The 17,578-nt window shown below is 40.5% G+C and carries 17 protein-coding genes and 1 pseudogene; 8 read left to right on the top strand and 10 right to left on the bottom strand.

The window, feature by feature from the left end; all coding sequences use genetic code 11:
- Positions 1–152: 152 nt before the first annotated feature.
- Together ACH6EI_RS07000 and ACH6EI_RS06995 are read left to right on the top strand one after the other, a co-directional pair.
- The gene (locus tag ACH6EI_RS07000) at positions 153–365 is read left to right on the top strand and encodes a cold-shock protein (RefSeq protein ID WP_049165754.1); all 213 of its coding nucleotides are present in this window, start codon (positions 153–155) and stop codon (positions 363–365) included.
- A gap of 446 nt (positions 366–811) precedes the next feature.
- Complete coding sequence (locus ACH6EI_RS06995; protein WP_223546688.1) at positions 812–1,318, top strand: hypothetical protein; 507 nt, start codon at positions 812–814, stop codon at positions 1,316–1,318.
- A 113-nt stretch (positions 1,319–1,431) separates the two neighbouring features.
- Here ACH6EI_RS06995 and ACH6EI_RS06990 read toward each other — a convergent pair whose 3' ends face one another.
- The 4 genes from ACH6EI_RS06990 to ACH6EI_RS06975 all read right to left on the bottom strand — a co-directional run bounded on the left by ACH6EI_RS06990 (position 1,432) and on the right by ACH6EI_RS06975 (position 6,901).
- On the bottom strand, positions 1,432–1,929 hold the full coding sequence (locus ACH6EI_RS06990) for an ankyrin repeat domain-containing protein (RefSeq protein ID WP_028414688.1): 498 nt from the start codon (positions 1,927–1,929) through the stop codon (positions 1,432–1,434).
- A 133-nt stretch (positions 1,930–2,062) separates the two neighbouring features.
- Positions 2,063–3,574 (bottom strand): methyl-accepting chemotaxis protein, encoded by a 1,512-nt coding sequence (locus tag ACH6EI_RS06985; RefSeq protein ID WP_098999169.1) that lies wholly within the window; start codon positions 3,572–3,574, stop codon positions 2,063–2,065.
- A gap of 16 nt (positions 3,575–3,590) precedes the next feature.
- On the bottom strand, positions 3,591–5,234 hold the full coding sequence (locus tag ACH6EI_RS06980; RefSeq protein ID WP_167387327.1) for a sensor domain-containing diguanylate cyclase: 1,644 nt from the start codon (positions 5,232–5,234) through the stop codon (positions 3,591–3,593).
- Between the two features lie 338 nt (positions 5,235–5,572).
- A complete protein-coding gene (locus tag ACH6EI_RS06975) occupies positions 5,573–6,901 on the bottom strand; it encodes an SH3 domain-containing protein (protein ID WP_098113652.1) in 1,329 nt (442 codons plus the stop codon).
- Between the two features lie 347 nt (positions 6,902–7,248).
- Between ACH6EI_RS06975 and ACH6EI_RS06970 the strand changes: the two genes are divergently transcribed.
- The 4 genes and pseudogenes from ACH6EI_RS06970 to ACH6EI_RS06955 all read left to right on the top strand — a co-directional run bounded on the left by ACH6EI_RS06970 (position 7,249) and on the right by ACH6EI_RS06955 (position 9,572).
- Complete coding sequence (locus ACH6EI_RS06970; protein ID WP_394530360.1) at positions 7,249–8,460, top strand: AGE family epimerase/isomerase; 1,212 nt, start codon at positions 7,249–7,251, stop codon at positions 8,458–8,460.
- 133 nt (positions 8,461–8,593) lie between these two features.
- Complete coding sequence (locus ACH6EI_RS06965) at positions 8,594–8,896, top strand: hypothetical protein (RefSeq protein WP_048019436.1); 303 nt, start codon at positions 8,594–8,596, stop codon at positions 8,894–8,896.
- Positions 8,897–8,913: 17 nt separating this feature from the next.
- A complete protein-coding gene (locus tag ACH6EI_RS06960) occupies positions 8,914–9,216 on the top strand; it encodes a hypothetical protein (RefSeq protein ID WP_016764991.1) in 303 nt (100 codons plus the stop codon).
- 132 nt (positions 9,217–9,348) lie between these two features.
- Positions 9,349–9,572 (top strand): annotated as a pseudogene (locus ACH6EI_RS06955) (hypothetical protein).
- Here the strand turns inward: ACH6EI_RS06955 and ACH6EI_RS06950 are convergent.
- The gene (locus ACH6EI_RS06950; RefSeq protein WP_099331197.1) at positions 9,565–10,506 is read right to left on the bottom strand and encodes a magnesium transporter CorA family protein; all 942 of its coding nucleotides are present in this window, start codon (positions 10,504–10,506) and stop codon (positions 9,565–9,567) included. The pseudogene ACH6EI_RS06955 and the gene ACH6EI_RS06950 overlap by 8 nt on opposite strands.
- Before the next feature lie 165 nt (positions 10,507–10,671).
- On the opposite strand from ACH6EI_RS06950, the gene ACH6EI_RS06945 reads away from it, so the two are divergent.
- Positions 10,672–11,529 carry an STAS domain-containing protein gene (locus ACH6EI_RS06945; protein ID WP_099331198.1) on the top strand — a complete coding sequence of 286 codons (858 nt, stop codon included), beginning with the start codon at positions 10,672–10,674 and terminating at the stop codon, positions 11,527–11,529.
- A gap of 45 nt (positions 11,530–11,574) precedes the next feature.
- Here the strand turns inward: ACH6EI_RS06945 and ACH6EI_RS06940 are convergent, their stop codons facing one another.
- Positions 11,575–11,799 carry a hypothetical protein gene (locus tag ACH6EI_RS06940; RefSeq protein ID WP_028414694.1) on the bottom strand — a complete coding sequence of 75 codons (225 nt, stop codon included), beginning with the start codon at positions 11,797–11,799 and terminating at the stop codon, positions 11,575–11,577.
- A 32-nt stretch (positions 11,800–11,831) separates the two neighbouring features.
- On the bottom strand, positions 11,832–12,701 hold the full coding sequence (locus ACH6EI_RS06935) for an SDR family oxidoreductase (protein ID WP_047750323.1): 870 nt from the start codon (positions 12,699–12,701) through the stop codon (positions 11,832–11,834).
- A 221-nt stretch (positions 12,702–12,922) separates the two neighbouring features.
- Here ACH6EI_RS06935 and ACH6EI_RS06930 point away from each other — a divergent pair, with 221 nt between their 5' ends.
- Positions 12,923–13,261: a YflT domain-containing protein gene (locus ACH6EI_RS06930; protein WP_034264441.1), complete on the top strand. Its 339-nt coding sequence runs from the start codon at positions 12,923–12,925 to the stop codon at positions 13,259–13,261.
- Positions 13,262–13,520: 259 nt separating this feature from the next.
- Here ACH6EI_RS06930 and ACH6EI_RS06925 read toward each other — a convergent pair whose 3' ends face one another.
- The 3 genes from ACH6EI_RS06925 to ACH6EI_RS06915 all read right to left on the bottom strand — a co-directional run bounded on the left by ACH6EI_RS06925 (position 13,521) and on the right by ACH6EI_RS06915 (position 17,577).
- Entirely contained in the window at positions 13,521–15,176 is a 1,656-nt protein-coding gene (locus tag ACH6EI_RS06925) for a M14 family metallopeptidase (protein WP_099331199.1), read from the bottom strand.
- A gap of 580 nt (positions 15,177–15,756) precedes the next feature.
- Positions 15,757–16,341 (bottom strand): hypothetical protein, encoded by a 585-nt coding sequence (locus tag ACH6EI_RS06920; RefSeq protein WP_099331200.1) that lies wholly within the window; start codon positions 16,339–16,341, stop codon positions 15,757–15,759.
- A gap of 156 nt (positions 16,342–16,497) precedes the next feature.
- Positions 16,498–17,577, bottom strand: coding sequence for a DNA alkylation repair protein (locus ACH6EI_RS06915; protein ID WP_099331201.1), 1,080 nt, complete (start codon positions 17,575–17,577; stop codon positions 16,498–16,500).
- Position 17,578: the final 1 nt, after the last annotated feature.

Genomic DNA, 17,578 nt, shown 5'->3' with positions numbered 1-17,578 from the left:
TATAACTGAAATGAAAAAATTGTTAAGCCCTCCCTATTTGCTTTTCCCGACTCTTCTAATCGGTATAACGATCATAAAAATGATTGAGATTTCAGCGTTTGGGTAAAAACCTATTAAGAAATTATTTCTATACTTATGAGGGGGATTTATCAATGAGCAAACATAAAGGAACCGTTAAATCGTTCAATGAACCAAAAGGATCTGGATTTATCACACCCGAGGACGGATCAAAAGAAGTGTTCGTTCACTCTAATGCGATCGACCGTGAGGAATATAAAAACCTGTCAGAAGGACAAAAAGTAGAGTTTGAAATCCAAGAAGGAGCTAAAGGACCCAGCGCTATAAAAGTACACCCTGTTGACTAATAGAGTGACATTTACATACAGGTTATGAGTAGACTCTCGAATCGAATACTCTTCGAATAAAAACACCTCTTCGACTTTCGTTCGAACGAGGTGTCTTTTATGATGCAAATACTTCTACATTCAAAATTAGTTACTAGTGGCTATTAAAAAACACAGTTCTAAAGTTGTCGGACAAGTATCCAAACATTTCCTCTATGAGTGAATACAGTATAGAGTACTGCAAAGAAAGGGTGATTATTATAAAAAAGTATTATTTCCATTACAATGATAAAGATGATAAATATTATGTAGAAAAATCTTATCCTCACAGGAAGAAAGCTTCCCTTAACAATAAGAAAGAGCAGCATCAAGAAGATGCTCCTGAGGAGGCACGCGGCTGGGCTTATGGTCACGAAGAAGATAGCTCTGAAGAATCACAAGTTTGGACTTATGGACGCGCAGAGGATTTGTATGAGGAGTCACATGATTGGGCTTCTAAATGTAAAGAAGATAAAGACAAAAAAGGAAGTACACGGGAGTCAGCATTTAGAGCGCTCAATTTAACGATGCCTCAAAATGTTCCTGCAAATACGTTTGTAAAAGCCGTTTTCCCAACTGAACAATTTGATTTAGCAAATGAATATAACCCGATTACTTCTACCTTCCGCCCCAAAAAAGATGGCGTATATTCCATCATTGCTACAATTGGATTCTCTCCTAACGACCAGATGCTAGATTATAGAACTCGCATTGAAATACGTGTAAATGGGACAACCGCTATTGCTATCGATAACGATTTCTTTGGCGGGAACACACCGTTTGTTAATGCGATATCCGTTTCTACTATTTATAATTTAGAAGCTGGAGACCGCGTTGAAGTTTTTGTTCAAAGCAGCATAGCCGGTACAATCGTCACATCCGAAGATGGCTCACATTTTGAAGCAGCAAGATTTCCTTCTCCAACAAACAACTAAACAAATGGAACATTAGCTTTTAGAGAAAAGTATGAATCCCCTTTTGCAGATAGCTTCATATCTCAAAAAAGGGGATTTGTACTAAATTCAGTGATCTAAAGGCAGAAAATTTTTTAAGCGTTGGTATTTACATAATTTTTTAATAGATTTATTACATTTTCTTGTCCATTCTCTATCGCTACATCAAGCGGCGTTTGATCATCATCTTTTTTCACCTGAATCTGAGCTCCGTTTTCAACTAAAAGTTTGACGATGTCTTCTGCGCCGAGTAGGGCAGCTTCGTGAAGGCTTGTCCATCCGCCGCTTTGCTTGGCGTTGCTGTCTGCACCGCCCTGTAATAAAATCTCTACCACTTTTGTCTGTTTATTGGCAACAGCTGCGTGAAGCGGCATATTTTCATTGCTATTTTTCGCCCGAGCTTTCATGTTCGCTCCTAATGATAGCAATAGTTTTACAGTTTCTTCTTTCCCAAAATACGAGGCTAAGTGAAGCGGTGTCCATCCGTCTAAATTAAATTCATTAATAAGTGCAGGGTTTTCACCAATCAAAACTTTTATTTCTTCATTATTTCCACTCATTGCGGCCTGTGTAAGTTCTTCCATTCTATCCATATGCCATTCCCCCATATAAAAGATGAATTACTTATCCTTCCATTTTATCACATATAACTGGAAAATAAGCGAATCGTATTTCTAATGAAGAGGCTAAAAATTATGTACGTCTACGTCATCTGCTCTACCTCACTCACGCTTGCTTCGCTAACTTTTCCGTTACGCTGCCAAGCTCTTCAACTAACCGACTTAAAAATTCCGCCGTTTGGTCGATAGTCTGCAGCGATTCCAGCTGACGCACGGAAGCAGAAGAAATGCTGCTGCTACTTGCCGCTGATTGGTTCGCAAAAGCGGTCATCTCGCTGACGGCATGGAGCACCTGCGTAGATCCGGCTGCTATTTGCTGTGCGGAAGCAGCCGTTTGCTGAATTTGTTCGTGAACGTACGTAGATGCGTCGGCGATTCGATTAAAAACATTTTCCGCTTCGTTGGCTAGTAAAATACCGTTTTTTACATCAGCAGTTCCTGATTGAATGAATGCTACGGCTTGAAACGTTTCTTGCTGAATATGCTGAATGAGTCTTGCTACTTGTTCGGCTGACTGATTGGATTGTTCTGCAAGTTTGCGAACTTCCGCTGCTACGACCGCAAACCCTTTACCATGTTCGCCTGCGCGCGCTGCTTCAATTGCAGCATTTAGCGCCAGTAGATTTGTTTGTGCAGCAATGCCTGAAATCACACTCATAATATCGTTGATTTCTGCAGAACGTTCTTTTAACTGATGAATAACGCTAGCTGCATGCTGAACAGAAGAATCGATTGTATGAATTTGTTGAATGGCTTCTTGAATTTTTTCTTTTCCCTGCACGGCTTCATTTGCTGTTTGATCAGAAGCTTCGCTGACTGCCGCTGAAGCCTCGGCTATTTTGGTTACGCCTTGCGTCATCTCTTCTAGAAACTCACTGCTTTTTTGAGCCATTATTACCTGCTGGTCCGCTCCTGCGGCTAGTTCTTGCATTGAAGCCGTCGTATGATGACTCGCTGCTTGCGATTCTTCTAAGCTTTCCTTTAAGTCAGCAACCGTTTGTCTTACCTGACCATTCGTTTCATGCAGCTTTTTCATCATGTCATAAATGATGTGCTGCTTTTGTTTATTTTGCTGCTGAAGCTGTTCTGTGTATTTTTTCTTTGAAGTAATTTGCCAAGCGGTTGCCCCTGATGTAAAAATCAGATAAGCGGCGTGAAGGCAAAGCATCGAAAAGGAATAAGAAGACGTTCCGAAAATAATCGGTGTAAAAAATGGCACGAAAAATCCCACTAGATGCTCGACGACAAAAATACCCGTCATTAACAATAATAGCTTTACATTTTCATAGTAGGAAAGAATGGCTATCACCATAAAAATTGAAAAGTGATACTCAACCATTCCTCCTCCGCCTATAACCGTGCTGATGCTTGAAAACGTGAGCGTTAGCGTCACAAACGCAGGTACTAGCTCATGCTTTTTAACATACAGTACAAGCAGCACACCAAGAAAAACAATAGGAAGCATCAAAAAGATCAATGACACTTCGCCTGGCGCTGAATTATGTTCCATCGACATGCCGGACATCTCCATCGGCCAAATACGATGAATGATATGTATGAGCAGAGAAAGTATCACTGCTCCGCTTGATAAAACAACCATTAATTTATGTTTATTCATATTTATCCTTTCTATATTAAACAATACTTTCTTTATCTATAGAATCGGCTACAGATTGGTTTTTTTTATAGAAATTCACGTTATTTTTCCCCTGTCGTTTTCCTTCGTACAGCGCTTGATCCGCCTGTTTTAGCAGTTCTTGAAACGACTCTCCGTTTTCTGGATAATAAGCGGCTCCAATGGTCGATGTAGCTGTAAAAATGCAGGATTCAATACTCCATTCTTTTTGAAGCTCTCGGTGAATTCGTTCCATGATCTGCTGGATTTCCTCGCGCCTTTCAATGTACCGAAGCAAGATAACAAATTCATCCCCTCCGAGGCGATAAGCTTCGTCACATGTGCGAATGCAAGACGTTAAGCGATGTGCGTACTGGATTAAAAATGCATCGCCGATATCATGACCAAATTGATCGTTCACTTCTTTAAAATTATCACAGTCTAAAAACAGCAGGCCAAATCTTTCCTTTTGCTCAATCGCAGCCTGCACTTGTTTTTGCAGCATCATTCGATTCGGCACCCCCGTCAAACTGTCATGAAACGCCTTAAACTTCAGCTGATTTTCTAGGTTTTTTTGCGCAGTAATATCAGTTTGAATCAGCACGTAGCTTGAGATTCGGTGATGAATATCGGTCAGCGGAACGATGGTCTTATGGCTCCACACGATGACGCCTTCTTTTGTTATGCTTTTGACTTGCCCTCTCCAAACCTTTCCTTGGCCAATACTTTCAAGAACCCGAAGGTCATAGCTTACATCAAATAACTTGTATGATTGTCCGATTAGCTCTTCTTTTTCATAGCCAAATATTGTACAGAACATATCATTGACATACCTAATCGTTCCATATGGATCCAGGACGCTTACGATTGCGGACTCATCAAGGGCATACTTCATGTTTGCTAAATCTTTCACCGTGTTTTCCAGCTTTATTTCAGCTACCTTTTCTTTCGTAACGTCCTGAGCAATCAAGTAAATACCCATCCATTCATTTTCCACGATGATGGGCACGTTTGTAACATATAAATAAATCATTCCTTTTTCTTTGTGCCACGCTTGGATTTCTTTGCTGTAGCTTTGGTCGTATATGATGTGATGCAAAGGCAAAGCACGGACATCAATCTTCAGCTCTTTTAGAAGCTGCATGTAAGAACTATTGATGATCTCTTGCGTATCGTAGCCGAACATTTGCTCACAGGCAGGATTTGCTTGAACAATTTTACCGCTTAAATCCATCATACATATGGCGTTTTCATGGTTCATAAAAAGCGACTTATACCGCTCCATACTTTGGGCTAAATCTTTTTTTAACTTTTGGATATTTTTACTCATCACTAATAAGTGCGTACTATTGTCGGTATCATCAAAAATGGGGGTAAGCGTTGTTTCAAACGCTTCAGCTGCATCTGAGAAGGTATTTATGTCATGGTAGGTAACTGGCTTTTTTGTTTCCATCGCTTTTATATAGTAAGGGTAAAGGGAGTGATACGCCCGCTCAGGGAGTACGCTTTCTAGCCGCATGCCCGCTTCTCCTTGGTACCGTACAAGCTTAGCAGCCGCTTTATTCATTTTTTTATAATAAAGATGCTGGTTCTTTACTTCCGCCAAAAAAACCAGCTCATTCATTTGATCAAAATAAAATTCAAACATATGATCTTTCAACATGATAGGATGCATCTCCTTCGTTTTTTCACAGATGAACGCCCCCTGTACTTTACACTTCTGTATGAAATATACACTAGATCTTTTCACACACAAACTCAACTTTAAATGTACAAACAGTAGTTCTTTTGTATCGTTACCTACCCTCCTTCACAAGAAAGGTAAACATGATGAACAAAAATAAAAGAGATTGAGGCATAACAAACCACTAGAAGCACCTACATACATGAAAGCTATCTTTACCACAACAATAAAAAGATCCGAACGCGTTTGATTCTAAATCAAACGCGTTCGGATCTTCCGTCAACTAAGCTACTTTTATTCCAGCCTCTTTTTTAAACCTACTTAATTCCGTAATATTCTTCAAGCGTAATGCCTTTACTCTTAATCGCCTGCGCCACTGGTTTGCCTACATAGCGTAAATGCCACGGCTCATATTTATAGCCGGTTACCGCGTCTTTCCCTTTTGGATAACGAATAATAAATCCATATTCGGCTGCGTGGGCATCGAGCCAAGCTGCTTCTTTTGTTCCGCCAAAGCAGTCTTGAGCAGCACATGTGCCGTCTCCTTTTGTTACATCAATTCCAAGACCCGTTTCATGTTCACTCGTGCCTGGCAAGGCGCTATAAGTTGCCGCTTTATCATAACCGTCTCGTTGAACATACGAACTAAAAAGCGCGCTTTGCGTTGCATGTGAACGGTAAGCTGATACGCCAAGAAGCGTAACGCCTTGTTTTTTCGCACCTGCAAATAACTGTGCAATAGCAGCGGCTGCTTCACTGCGCATTTTTTTCTTTTCCGTTTGTTCTTTGAATGTAAACGGAATCGTTGTATATACTAAATCTTTCGGAACGTAGTTTTCCGGAAGCTTGTTTTGTTTATTCACAACAACTTGTATACTTTCAGGGTTCGAAACCACTTTCATCCCAGCTAATGCTCGTACGTATTGACCGCTTACATAGCCAACCTTCCCTTGATACGTAATTTTTAGCCAGCCGTTTGCTGCTTTAGCCGTTACGTCGAGCTGTGTGCCGGCTTTCAGTGTTGCCGTAACCGCACCAGAAGTTGAAGCAGTTGTTCGAACATTTAAATTCGCCGTTGCCACATAGACAGAAGCCTCCGGAGCTGGAGCTGGTTCAGAAGAACCCGTTGATTCTTTTACGTACTGCGTGCTCACGTAACCCGTTTTGCCTTGATAGCTTACTTTTAGCCAGCCGTTCGCTGCTTGTGCTGTCGACGTTAGCTGCGTGCCTTGTTTGACCGTTACAACAATCGCGCTTGACGTAGATGGACCGCTTCGAATATTTAAATTTGCCGTTGTTACATAGGTTTTGGTCGTTGAACTCGCTGACTTTTTAACATACTCACTGCTTACGTAGCCCGTTTTGCCTTGATAGCTTACTTTCAGCCAGCCGCTTGCTGCTTGTCCAATTACCGTTAGCTGCGTGCCTTGTTTAACCGTTGCAATAATTGCGTTGGACGTCGATGGGCCGCTTCGAATGTTTAAATTCGCCGTGGTTGTATATGTTTCCGCCGCTGCGCTTGCGACAGTTGGCTCACCCGTAAAATGTAAAGAATGAAGACCTAGAGTTCCTGCCCCTACAAGTGTAAAAGCAAGACCTGTTACCGCTAATTTTTTGTAAAATCTTTGTTTGTTCACTTCTGTCATTTTTTATACCTCATTTGCAAAATATAATAGAAATACATGTTGCCAGTTTAATAGATTAAGTGAAAACAGGATCCGATGTTTAAGCTCAATCTTAAACTAGCCACACTAAATAAAATCATTTGACGTCTAGAGGCTCTGTACATTTGTTCGTTCCAGCTAGCACGTACTTTTAGAATACCGGATAATCGTGTCAAAAGTATATCAAAATATTTCAAACTTGTTTCCAAACTGATACATTTTCAACAAAAATAGAATAATAGAGCAAAAAAAGCAAAAAAACCCTTACGTTTACTCCTAATGGCTTAGGGTAAAAAACAATTAAAAACAAAGATTGAGATGGTGATAAAATGAACACGGCAACGGATTTTTCCTCAACTGCGTTTCGAAAACCTCACACATTAAAACAGCATATTTTTGATACGCTTCATTTCTACTACCCAGCTTGTATTGACCAAAAAAACGGCGGGTATATCCATGAACACTACGACGACGGCACCGTCAACAACACGCATTCAAAGCACTTAGTAAGTACGGCGCGCTTTATTTATATCTTCAGTGTAGGGGCTCTTTTAGACGGACCGGATTGGTGCAAAGAAGCAGCTCAGCATGGCATTCGTTTTCTACAAAACAACCATTATGATAGAGAGAACGGCGGGTATTTTTTTGAAATAACCGATGACGGAGAAGTAAAAGATGATTCTAAACAAGCATATGGCCACGCTTTTGCTCTTTTAGCTTCTTCCATCGCGTATCAAGCCGGTATTCAAGAAGCAAAAGAAACAATTGAACAGGTATATGACGTGATGGAAAAGTACTTTTGGGAAGATGCGCACGGCTTTTACCGAGACGAATGGGACGCATCGTGGTCAGCTTCTTCTTTCTATCGGGGCCAAAATGCAAACATGCATATGTGTGAAGCGATGCTTTCTGCCTTTGAAGCAACAAGAGATAAAAAATACGTAGACCGGGCATACACGCTTGCAAAAGGCGTTACTCAGCAGCTTGCTGAACGATCTGGCGGTATGATTTGGGAGCATTATGATACAGACTGGCAGCCAGATTGGGACTACAATAAAAACAACACAAAAGATGAATTTCGTCCGTACGGCTTTATACCAGGACATCAGTTTGAATGGAGCAAGCTGCTTTTATGGCTTGATCGGCACCGTTCGGAAAACTGGATGACAGAACGTGCAAAGTATTTGTTTGATAAGGGCTGGAACCGAGGCTGGGATGCTAAGTACGGAGGTCTTTACTTTGCGCTGTCTCCTCAAGAAGAGGTCATTGACCCGGATAAAAACTACTGGGTGATGGCCGAAGCCATTTCTGCGGCTTCACTGCTCGGGGTAAAAACCGGAGACAGCGGATATTGGAAAGCATACGACGCCCTGTTCTCCTACTCTCAGAAACACTTTATCGATCACACATATGGAGGCTGGTATCAGCTGTTAAATCAGCAAAACGAACGCTACAGCTCGAAAAAAAGCCCGGCTCCTAAAGCCGATTATCACCCTGTGGCAGCTTGCTATCAAACGCTGATAGCGCTGAATTCTCTCTAAGATCATAACCATAAAGAAACCGTTTTCTTCCAGATGCGTTTATTTTGTTTATTTAAGGGAATTTACTAACTAACAATCAATGTTTCTACATTTCAGCAAAAGCACGACTATATATATGCAAGGAGTGAGGACGATGTATTTTTACGCGTTAGCACAAGGAACAGATTCTGGAGACCCAGTAACACTGCATCATGAGAAAAAATTTTCAAAAAAAGAATTTTTAGAGATGTTTAATGAAGCGTTAGATGAGCTGGATACGCATCCAGCTCCAAGCGAGGTCGGCGAATACCTTTGCCGTGCATACGGATTTCAAGAAATTGAAATCGAGACGGGTGTTGTCTGCTACTGCGCTCCTTTTAGAAAGCTAGATGACTCGGATATTATAGAAGACCGCACGTACATGGACGCCACGACAGGAACATTAAAATACAACTAATCAAAAAGAAAGGTTGGATGCGTGTGAAGACTGTACAGAACATTTATCGAACGAGTGAAGCTGTACCAGAATCGGGCGCTTACATTTGTGCGGAAGGTGAAATTAAACTTTTTCAAAAAGATGATCTTTTTACACCTTGCCCCCACACACGTGAATCAACGACGTGGAAGCCCGTAGATGACGCCTTTTCAACCGGCGAATTGGTTCCACAAACCGGTCGCTATACCGATGAAAACGGCAATCAAGTAAAGCTAAAAGAAAATGATTTATTTCCAAGATGCCTTCGTTCAGGTGAGCCGACGACGTGGAGGCGAGGATAACAAACAACAAAGAGGCTGGAACAAAAATAGTTTAGCCAAAGTGAAAAACGAACCATTAATCAACATGTTTGATGAGTGGTTCGTTTTTTGTGATGGTGAATATAGTTTAATCTATTTTGTTCCTTCTAGCAGTTGATTGGAGGGCAAGGCGAAGACTCCTGCGGGAAAAGCGGAACAGATGGACCCCGCAGGAGCGCAAGCGACGAGGAGGCTCAGCGGCCGCCCGCGGAAAGCGAAGCTTTGCACGGAAATCAACTGCGGTGTCATAAGCAGTCCAGCTCATGTATCTCCTTTGTTCGCCTTTAGATTGGATTCATTTCGTTATGTCTCAACCTCTTTTATTAAAGCTTATTTAAAAAATGAGTTCTTTTTTCTTCCTTTTAACAGATCGCCCGTCCACCCTTTCATTCGTAAATAGAGATAAATGGCAATGGTCGAAAGAACGATTAAAATGAGTGCATAGATATAGCCAAACTTCCAATCAAGCTCCGGCATCCCTTTAAAGTTCATTCCCCAAAGGGCTCCAAAAGCGGTTAAAGGCGTACTAATTGCTGTTAAAAGCGTTAAAGCTTTCATAATCTCATTTCCTCTGTGAGTCGACACAACTTCTTCTAATTTAATTAACGCGTCAAATTCTTTTTGATATTGTTCAATCAGCGTGAGGCCAATTTCTATTTTTTTACACATTCGCTGATATTGAATCGTTTGGTTAATTTTTTTATGAAACGCTTCTTCGATTCCCATTGTGACTTCTCGAACAGAACTGATTAAATTTGTCCATATAAGCAGGTCATAGCGCGCTTTATGAATTTCATCTAACACGTCGATGTTATTATTATGGCGCACTTCCCACAGAAGCTCTCTGAAATGACTTTCAAACTGATCAAATCCATTTAAGTGTTTTTTCATAATTTCGCCTAAAAGAATAAAAAAACTTTCCGCCGTGTTAGCAGCCTGCTTCATGCGTTCAATCATTCGTTCGTGATTGGTGTTCTCAAGGATTTTCAAATCGATTCCTGCCGTTATAATAAATTCCTCAGTAATATAAAAATGAAACGAATCGTAATTTTTTTGATCAAACGACTTCTTATGATAAATCAGTGAACCATAAATGAGCTCACTTTCTCCTATTACATCTACTTGAATATGATTAGAATTTTTCTTTTGAAGCTGCTGGCAAAACCATTCATCTCTTGGATACTGATAGTCTTTGATTATATCAGCTATTCCATCGGCTTCTTCTAAATCAAACTGATACCATTTCCACTGATCGCTCGTCACGGTATTCATACTTTCCCTCTTTCCCCTTTTATTAAAATTTTTCCCTATATACAATCACTTAAAACCTCACACGCAAAATAAACATACATTTCATATCCATCTTTATAAAAAAGATGCTATAATAAATACGTTGCGCACCTGCGCATGTTTTATCAGTTTGAGAGGAGAATAACAGTGAAGAAAGATATCGCTTTACGTTCTTATCTGCTAGAAAGTGCACCAGCTATGACGGAAGAATGGTATGAATCTTTGGACAAAACATCTTCTGAAGGCGTATATACCTCTAATGACCCTGACGTCATTCAACGCTTAAAAGCGCAAAACTATGAATTCCATTTATATATTAGCAACGTCTTTATAGAAGATGAAAAAAGCTTTTTTGACTCTTTTAACACGTGGCTAAATAAAGTTGCCAAAGACCAACAGCATCTCAGAACCCCCATTCAAAGTATTATTAAAGAATTTATGAACGTCCGCAAACAATACTGTGAGTATATTCGCCGATTTGCAGAACTTCATGATGACATCACTCAGCAGCATATCGATATGTGGAATGAAAAAGTAGTACGGGTATTTGATATTATTATTTTGAAATTCATCACAGAAGCGCAGGAATATGCCTCAAACCGCCTCCGCTCTCAGCAGGAAATGATTCATGAATTAAGTTCACCTGTTATTGTGATTAAAAAAGACGTGGCTCTTTTACCGTTAGTCGGAGATATTGATACGGCAAGGGCCAGAATGATCCTAGAAAGCACGTTAAAACAGTGTGCCGAGAAGCAAATCTCTCATTTGTATATTGATTTGTCAGGAGTGGTGATGATCGATACAATGGTCGCGCACGAGCTGTTTCAGCTGATAAATGCGCTTGATTTAATTGGCGTTAAATCGATTTTATCGGGCATTCGTCCTGAATTAGCCACTACTGCGATGCAGCTTGGTTTAAGTTTTGACCATATACGAATTAAATCGAATCTTGCTCAGGCATTAGAAGATGATTCAAAAATTGTCATTGCTTCTAATGCTCATTAATATAAAAACACAGATAAAAAAAAACAGCCCGAGAAGGCTGTTTTTTTATTTTCGATGATGAATGTTTTCAGAACCCGATTCATCTTTTGTTTTTGTTTTATTTTTCTCTTCTTTTTGTTCAAGTCTTATATCTTCCATTGGCATAGGATCCACCGTTTCTTCTTCTTTAAAACGTTCAAACAACGTTTCGTCTTGATCTGTTACACGCTGCTCCGTTTCATCTCGTTTTTTTGGTGTATTTGAAATAGATCTTTTCTGGCGCTCTCCCATCGTTTTCTCCTCCTTTATAATAGGTGAAGCAATTATGTGTTCATGAAATCTCCGCCGTTGACATGAAGCGTTTGACCCGTCATATAAGATGAATCATTTGAAGCTAGCAGCACATAGCAGCCCACGTGTTCTACAGGGTGTCCAGGTCTGCCCATCGGTGTATCTGTACCGAATTCTCCTACTTTATCCCCTGAGAAAGTAGACGGAATAAGCGGTGTCCAGATTGGTCCCGGCGCTACGCCGTTCACACGAATACCGTCTTTGACAAGCGCTTGCGCCATACTGCGCGTAAAGCCGTTAATTGCACCTTTTGTCGCCGTATAATCGATCAGCTGAGGATTCCCGCGGTAAGGATTAATGGACGTTGTATTAATGATGGCACTGCCTTTTCCTAAATAATCAAGCGCTTTTTTCGTAAAATAAAAGTATGAATAAAAGTTCGTTTTGAACGTTCGTTCAAGCTGTTCACTCGTAATTTCTTTAATGCTTTCTTTTGGATGCTGCTCTCCTGCATTGTTCACAAGGATATCAAGCTTTCCAAGCTCACTCACCGTTTTTTCTACCGCTTCGTTACAGAATGATTCGTCTCCTACGTCTCCTGCAATCAGCAAGCATCTTACACCTTCTTCTTCAATGCGGGCTTTTGTTTCCTCGGCGTCGCTATGTTCGTTTAAGTAAACGATGGCTACGTCCGCTCCTTCTTTCGCATAGGCAATGGATACAGCTCGTCCAATTCCGCTGTCTCCCCCGGTAACCAGCGCTACTTTTCCTTTTAATTTTCCTGTACCAATGTAATTGTCATCCTCATAAATAGGGAGAGGATTCATCTCACTTTCGATACCCGGCTGGCGGTCTTGCGTTTGCTCGGGCTGGCCTTGTGTTTGTTGATCTTGTAAATTCATTTTAGTCTCCTCCTATTTTTGATGGAACTTTTTAGTATAGTCTAGGTTTAGCCTTCTGTTTTGAAGTTCAAACATCTTTTTTGAAAATTTATGATGTTTCTATTCTCTTTTACTATCTGAGAAAATTCATAGAAAACAAGTTTAAAGTTGGAAACAAAGGCTACATGTTGAGTAGAAGATGTATTTCGGAAATATCTTTTATCAGGAGGTTTGGTTCGTGTATGAAACACATTCAAGTAGCAGAAAACCAAGAGGAGGCAGTCTGCGTCATCCGTTCTTTTTTAAAGAGAGGATTTACAAGCAAAGAGATTTATCTGCTGGCCTACGATAAAGAATGGGCTCAGCATTTAACGGAGGCAACACATACAAAAAAGTACAGAATGGCAGAGCAAGGTATTTTTGAAACGGCGGTCAATATGCTTCTTTCAAGAGAAGATGAGCTTCTTTCAAAGATGGCTTCACTCGGCTTATCTAACAGGGAGGCAAACCGGTATATAGAAGAGATGAGACAAGGTCATGTCGTGGTTGTTGGCGCACAGAGTCAATCCATTCCCTACTAAAACAGCTGAAACGTTTTCTATTAGCTTATAAGGGTATTTAGTAAAATAAACCATTTTTTATCAAGAAAGGACGTTATGATAATGTTAAACTACTTGGGCATTCAGATAGGCTCTCTTTACTTTCCTACTAGTATTCTTCTTATTACACTTCTTCTATTAGCCGGCTTTTTTATTTATTTCTTTTCTAGAAGAAGAAAAAACCGACAGCAGTCACGTGATCATAATGAAAAAGCGTGAAGCCAAGCTCCACGCTTTTTCATTATTTACGGGATTCTTTTTGCAAAGGCGATTTTTCAATGGAACGCGTAAACCGGTAAACATCAAGTTCTTGTCCTACTTCTGAAGGCAAATAACCAAACGTTGTGAAGCTGTCCACAGATTCTGGCTCAAGCGATAGAGACAATAAATTGTTTTGCGGCTGAGACGTTAAAAAGACGTAGCTTCCTTTTGGGAACGTCACCGTTTTTGACTTGACGATTGTTTGCACGTCCACATTTGGTTTATTTTCGTAGACTTCATTTTCAATGCGGCTGCTGACATTATACGCTTCTACTGAAAGAGCCGTTTCTTTCGTTAACTTGAAACTTTTTACGCCTTGTCCCTGCAGTTTTTCTGCTAACTCTTCATGTCCCGGTTTTAAAAGGTAAGCAGTCGGACGTTCGCGGACAAGCGTCGGTGTTGCTTTCTTTGCACTGTAGTACGTCACAGGAATTTCTTTAACAGACGCGCTTTCTACATCGACCATTTCTAACGTAGAGTTTGGTATTTTTTTATTTTCACTGTTCACCACAATTGGATCATGATCATTTGCATTTTTTCCTTTTTTGACAAGCACCGCTTTTTCTTTGGCAATCAGCGCTTTAATTTGTTTGGCGTGATTGGCTGTTTGTGTAATCAGCTTTTCTTGTGTAGCAATTTGCGCACTCACTCGCCGCGGAAAATCTTCTCGGCCAATGCCGATTCCTCTGCTTTCGACTAAAAATGAAAACGATGGATACAAGCCTAGTGAGTTTCGCCCGATTCGCGGTTCAACTGAGCCTTCTTCTACTTCCAGCTGCCCTTGTTTATTCACTTGAGACGTATAGTATACTTCTCCTGAATATCCCTGCTTTTCAATGGCTGTAAGCGTACTGTTCACAAACAGCTCATCCGACACGTCGCGAATGTTCTGCGGAATATTTAAGTTTCGGCCGGACTGCAGTAAAATATCGTGATACTTCCACACGCCTTCTTTACCGATATTTTTAAATCCGCTGCTGTAAGGCGTATATTCATGAGCGTCGATGACGACTTCTGGTGAAAAACGGTTAAATTCAGCTCGTACGCTCTGTACTTCTGGGCTTTCAAGCTTTATGTAGTCGCGGTTTCCGTCTAAATTATTTGCTAGCTGACGTTTAAATGCATAAGATCCGTCAGGATTAATGCGCGGCACAATGACAATGTTGACTTTATTTAACACATCTTTTCCAAAGTCTTGTGTCAAACGCGTTGCAACGGCGAGTACGGATTCACCGCTTGCCGGTTCATTACCATGAATTTGACTTTGAAGCCAAATCGTTGGCTTTTTAGATGTCTTTCCATCAGCAAACTTCTTTTCCTTTGAAAAATATAGAGCTGGAATGTCTCGCCCTTGCTGTGATTTACCGATAATCTTCAGCTTTACGTACGGACTTTTATGAGCAAGCGTTTGAACATAGCTCATCATTTCTTCTTGAGTCGTAAATGCGTCTTGCCCTTTCAGAAATGCCGGCGTTGCTTCATCCACCTTTATTTCCGGATAAAGCGCTTTAATTTTTTCCGGCTGACTGTAGTCTTTTCCGTAGTAAGGCATCTCAGCTTGTACCGCAAGCGGCGACAGCAATAATCCAATTGACAAAATCGCCGGCACGGCCGTTCGTTTTACAGTTTTTTTCATTCATTTACTCCTCCCCATCCCCTTGATTAGACATTTTAAATTTTTTAAATATTTAAAATGTTACATAAATAATTATACCGTTTAAGGAAATAACTTCAAGATAAGGGAGCTGAACCTTTTTGACTATTTTTAATGTATCAAATGAGTGCATTTATATAAAAAAGGATTGAGACATAGCAGAATCAATTCAATCTGAAGACAAATAATCTGGATTAACAATTCGGACTTCTTGTTCAACCGCAGTTGATTTCCATGCAAGGCTTCGCTTTCCGCGGGCGGCCGATGAGCCTCCTCGTCGCTTGCGCTCCTGCGGGGTCTCACCTGTTCCGCTTTTCCCGCAGGAGTCTTCACCTTACCCTCCAATCAACTGCTAGAAAGAATGAAACACATGAAATATACGTTCAACCTAACAAAACAACGAACCCCTAATCAAACATGTTGATCAATGGTTCATTTTTCCCTTCGGCTAAAATACATTTGGTCCAGCCTCTCTTTTATGTATGAACTGCTATAAACTTTAGCCCTTCATTGAACCCGCACTGTCCGTAATTTAGCTGCACATACTCCATGCAGCTATTGATCATTTCTTTACAGATTCTAACGTCTCTAAATCATATCGACCAATTTCTTTGTTATTTCTTGTAATGACGAGCTTTCCATGCCTCGCGACTTTTTGGAGGTTTTTTAATTTCTGATCGGAAGGAGCGAGAGGCATTTCTTTGTTTTTAACAGTCGCGCCCAGATCGTAGTGCACATCGACCTTTCCTTTTTTCATATAGTTAAACTCTTCAATTCCCATACCTGTACCGAACTGCTCATGCCCTTCATCAAATACATTAACGCCTACTGTATTGATAGATGCTTTCTTTAAATCTTCATTCGGTATAATTTTAGCTTCTATTTCGTCTTTATCATTTTGATAGAATTTACGCTTGCCTTGCTGCTTCATTTTAAACTCGTAATACAGCGCTTTTGGTTTTACGTCGACCATTTTTCCTTTGCTATCTTGTATACCAACTTTTCCAATTAAATCAGCATCATCCGTTATCTTGACTTTCACTTTTTGAATGCTATAGCCGCTCTCTTCTTTGCTAGCAGAGTTTGAGCACGCTACCAATGACATTGCCAAAAAAGCACTCAATGTGCCCACCATAAATTTTTTCACTTCACCACTCCTTAAGGATTAATATACCATAAAAGGAATTTAAATGAATGTTTATCAGTCGATTTTGTAAATAAGTAAAGGGACAGCAACCTATTGACTTACGTTTCCTCATCAGCTCTATAGAAACATAAAAAAACTCTCTCCATCAGGAAAGAGTTACTCAATCACAAAATCCGCTTCTGCTTTTACCACTCCGTTTACAATAACAGAAAGCGTATGCTTACCATTATAATGTTTTCGTGTACTTAAATCTTTAAACCCATGCTTTTTTGTGACTGTCAGCGCTTGGCCTGCTTTTGCTTGAACATTTTTTAGCATAAACACTTTTTGAGTGCGGTTTCCTTTTGCTTTTACGTAATGAATTCCATACTCTATGCGAAGCGGCATGTTTTTTTCCACCGATAACTCAAAGGAAAAGTCAATGCTATCACCAATCGTAATGACATGCGGCTGTAAGCTAAGCCCTGTGACACTCACGCCCGGATCATCTCCATAGCCAAAAAGAGACAGAGCTTCAGGATCTCCTTTTTTCAGCAGTGAACGGCACGCATGCTTGACGATCCAATCGGTTTTAACGTCTTTTCCGTACCATCTTTTCATCACGTCAAGCATCCAATCTTTTTCTATGTACGAAATATCGTTTAAATGATTGGCTACGCTTTTGCGGACATAGAGCGATTCATCTCGTTTTAACTGCTCTAAAATCGGGAGCGTTTGTTTTGGATCCTGCTTTAACGCAGGTACTGATTGTCCCCACGGAAGTCTAGGTCGGCTCCCTTCGCTTGCTAATCTGCGAATATGATGGTTTTCATCTCCTGCCCATTCAATCATTTGCTGGAGCATTCGATTTGTATCTTGAATCAAAAACGGACGCACCCCAAATTCTGATGTGGAAAACGGTGTAAAAAACGCGAGTGCTTTTATGGAAGCTTCCCAAGCGTTTAATCCGTATAGTTCAACGTAATCTGGAAAAATCGTGCCTTGAAGTCCTCCTACCGTTGGAGCCGCTTTATATAAAATATGAAGTGCTTCTTCATAATCCGCCGGCAGCACTTCATGCATGGAAAGCGTAATTCTTCTCATGCGCTCTTTCAGCGCTAAGCCTTCCCAGTCCTGTTGAAAAACCAGCTGATGAAATGCTTTTTGATCAAATGAACTCATTTCACGTGAAAAAGCGTCACTCAAGTGGGTAATCAATTCTTCATTAAATACGCTTTTACGTAACTCTTCAGCCATA

The organism is Priestia sp. JSM ZJ58, assembly GCF_044383985.1.
In the GTDB taxonomy this organism is placed as follows: domain Bacteria; phylum Bacillota; class Bacilli; order Bacillales; family Bacillaceae_H; genus Priestia; species Priestia zanthoxyli.
Note: the sequence above shows the minus strand (reverse complement) of the source record. Positions and strands in the feature narration are given on the sequence as shown.

Coding starts and splice junctions, on each gene's coding strand:
- ACH6EI_RS07000 (WP_049165754.1), top strand. CDS start 153: ATGAGCAAACATAAAGGAACCGTTAAATCGTTCAATGAACCAAAAGGA.
- ACH6EI_RS06990 (WP_028414688.1), bottom strand. CDS start 1,929: ATGGATAGAATGGAAGAACTTACACAGGCCGCAATGAGTGGAAATAAT.
- ACH6EI_RS06985 (WP_098999169.1), bottom strand. CDS start 3,574: ATGAATAAACATAAATTAATGGTTGTTTTATCAAGCGGAGCAGTGATA.
- ACH6EI_RS06980 (WP_167387327.1), bottom strand. CDS start 5,234: ATGTTGAAAGATCATATGTTTGAATTTTATTTTGATCAAATGAATGAG.
- ACH6EI_RS06975 (WP_098113652.1), bottom strand. CDS start 6,901: ATGACAGAAGTGAACAAACAAAGATTTTACAAAAAATTAGCGGTAACA.
- ACH6EI_RS06970 (WP_394530360.1), top strand. CDS start 7,249: ATGAACACGGCAACGGATTTTTCCTCAACTGCGTTTCGAAAACCTCAC.
- ACH6EI_RS06965 (WP_048019436.1), top strand. CDS start 8,594: ATGTATTTTTACGCGTTAGCACAAGGAACAGATTCTGGAGACCCAGTA.
- ACH6EI_RS06960 (WP_016764991.1), top strand. CDS start 8,914: ATGCGTGTGAAGACTGTACAGAACATTTATCGAACGAGTGAAGCTGTA.
- ACH6EI_RS06950 (WP_099331197.1), bottom strand. CDS start 10,506: ATGAATACCGTGACGAGCGATCAGTGGAAATGGTATCAGTTTGATTTA.
- ACH6EI_RS06940 (WP_028414694.1), bottom strand. CDS start 11,799: ATGGGAGAGCGCCAGAAAAGATCTATTTCAAATACACCAAAAAAACGA.
- ACH6EI_RS06935 (WP_047750323.1), bottom strand. CDS start 12,701: ATGAATTTACAAGATCAACAAACACAAGGCCAGCCCGAGCAAACGCAA.
- ACH6EI_RS06930 (WP_034264441.1), top strand. CDS start 12,923: ATGAAACACATTCAAGTAGCAGAAAACCAAGAGGAGGCAGTCTGCGTC.
- ACH6EI_RS06925 (WP_099331199.1), bottom strand. CDS start 15,176: ATGAAAAAAACTGTAAAACGAACGGCCGTGCCGGCGATTTTGTCAATT.
- ACH6EI_RS06915 (WP_099331201.1), bottom strand. CDS start 17,577: ATGGCTGAAGAGTTACGTAAAAGCGTATTTAATGAAGAATTGATTACC.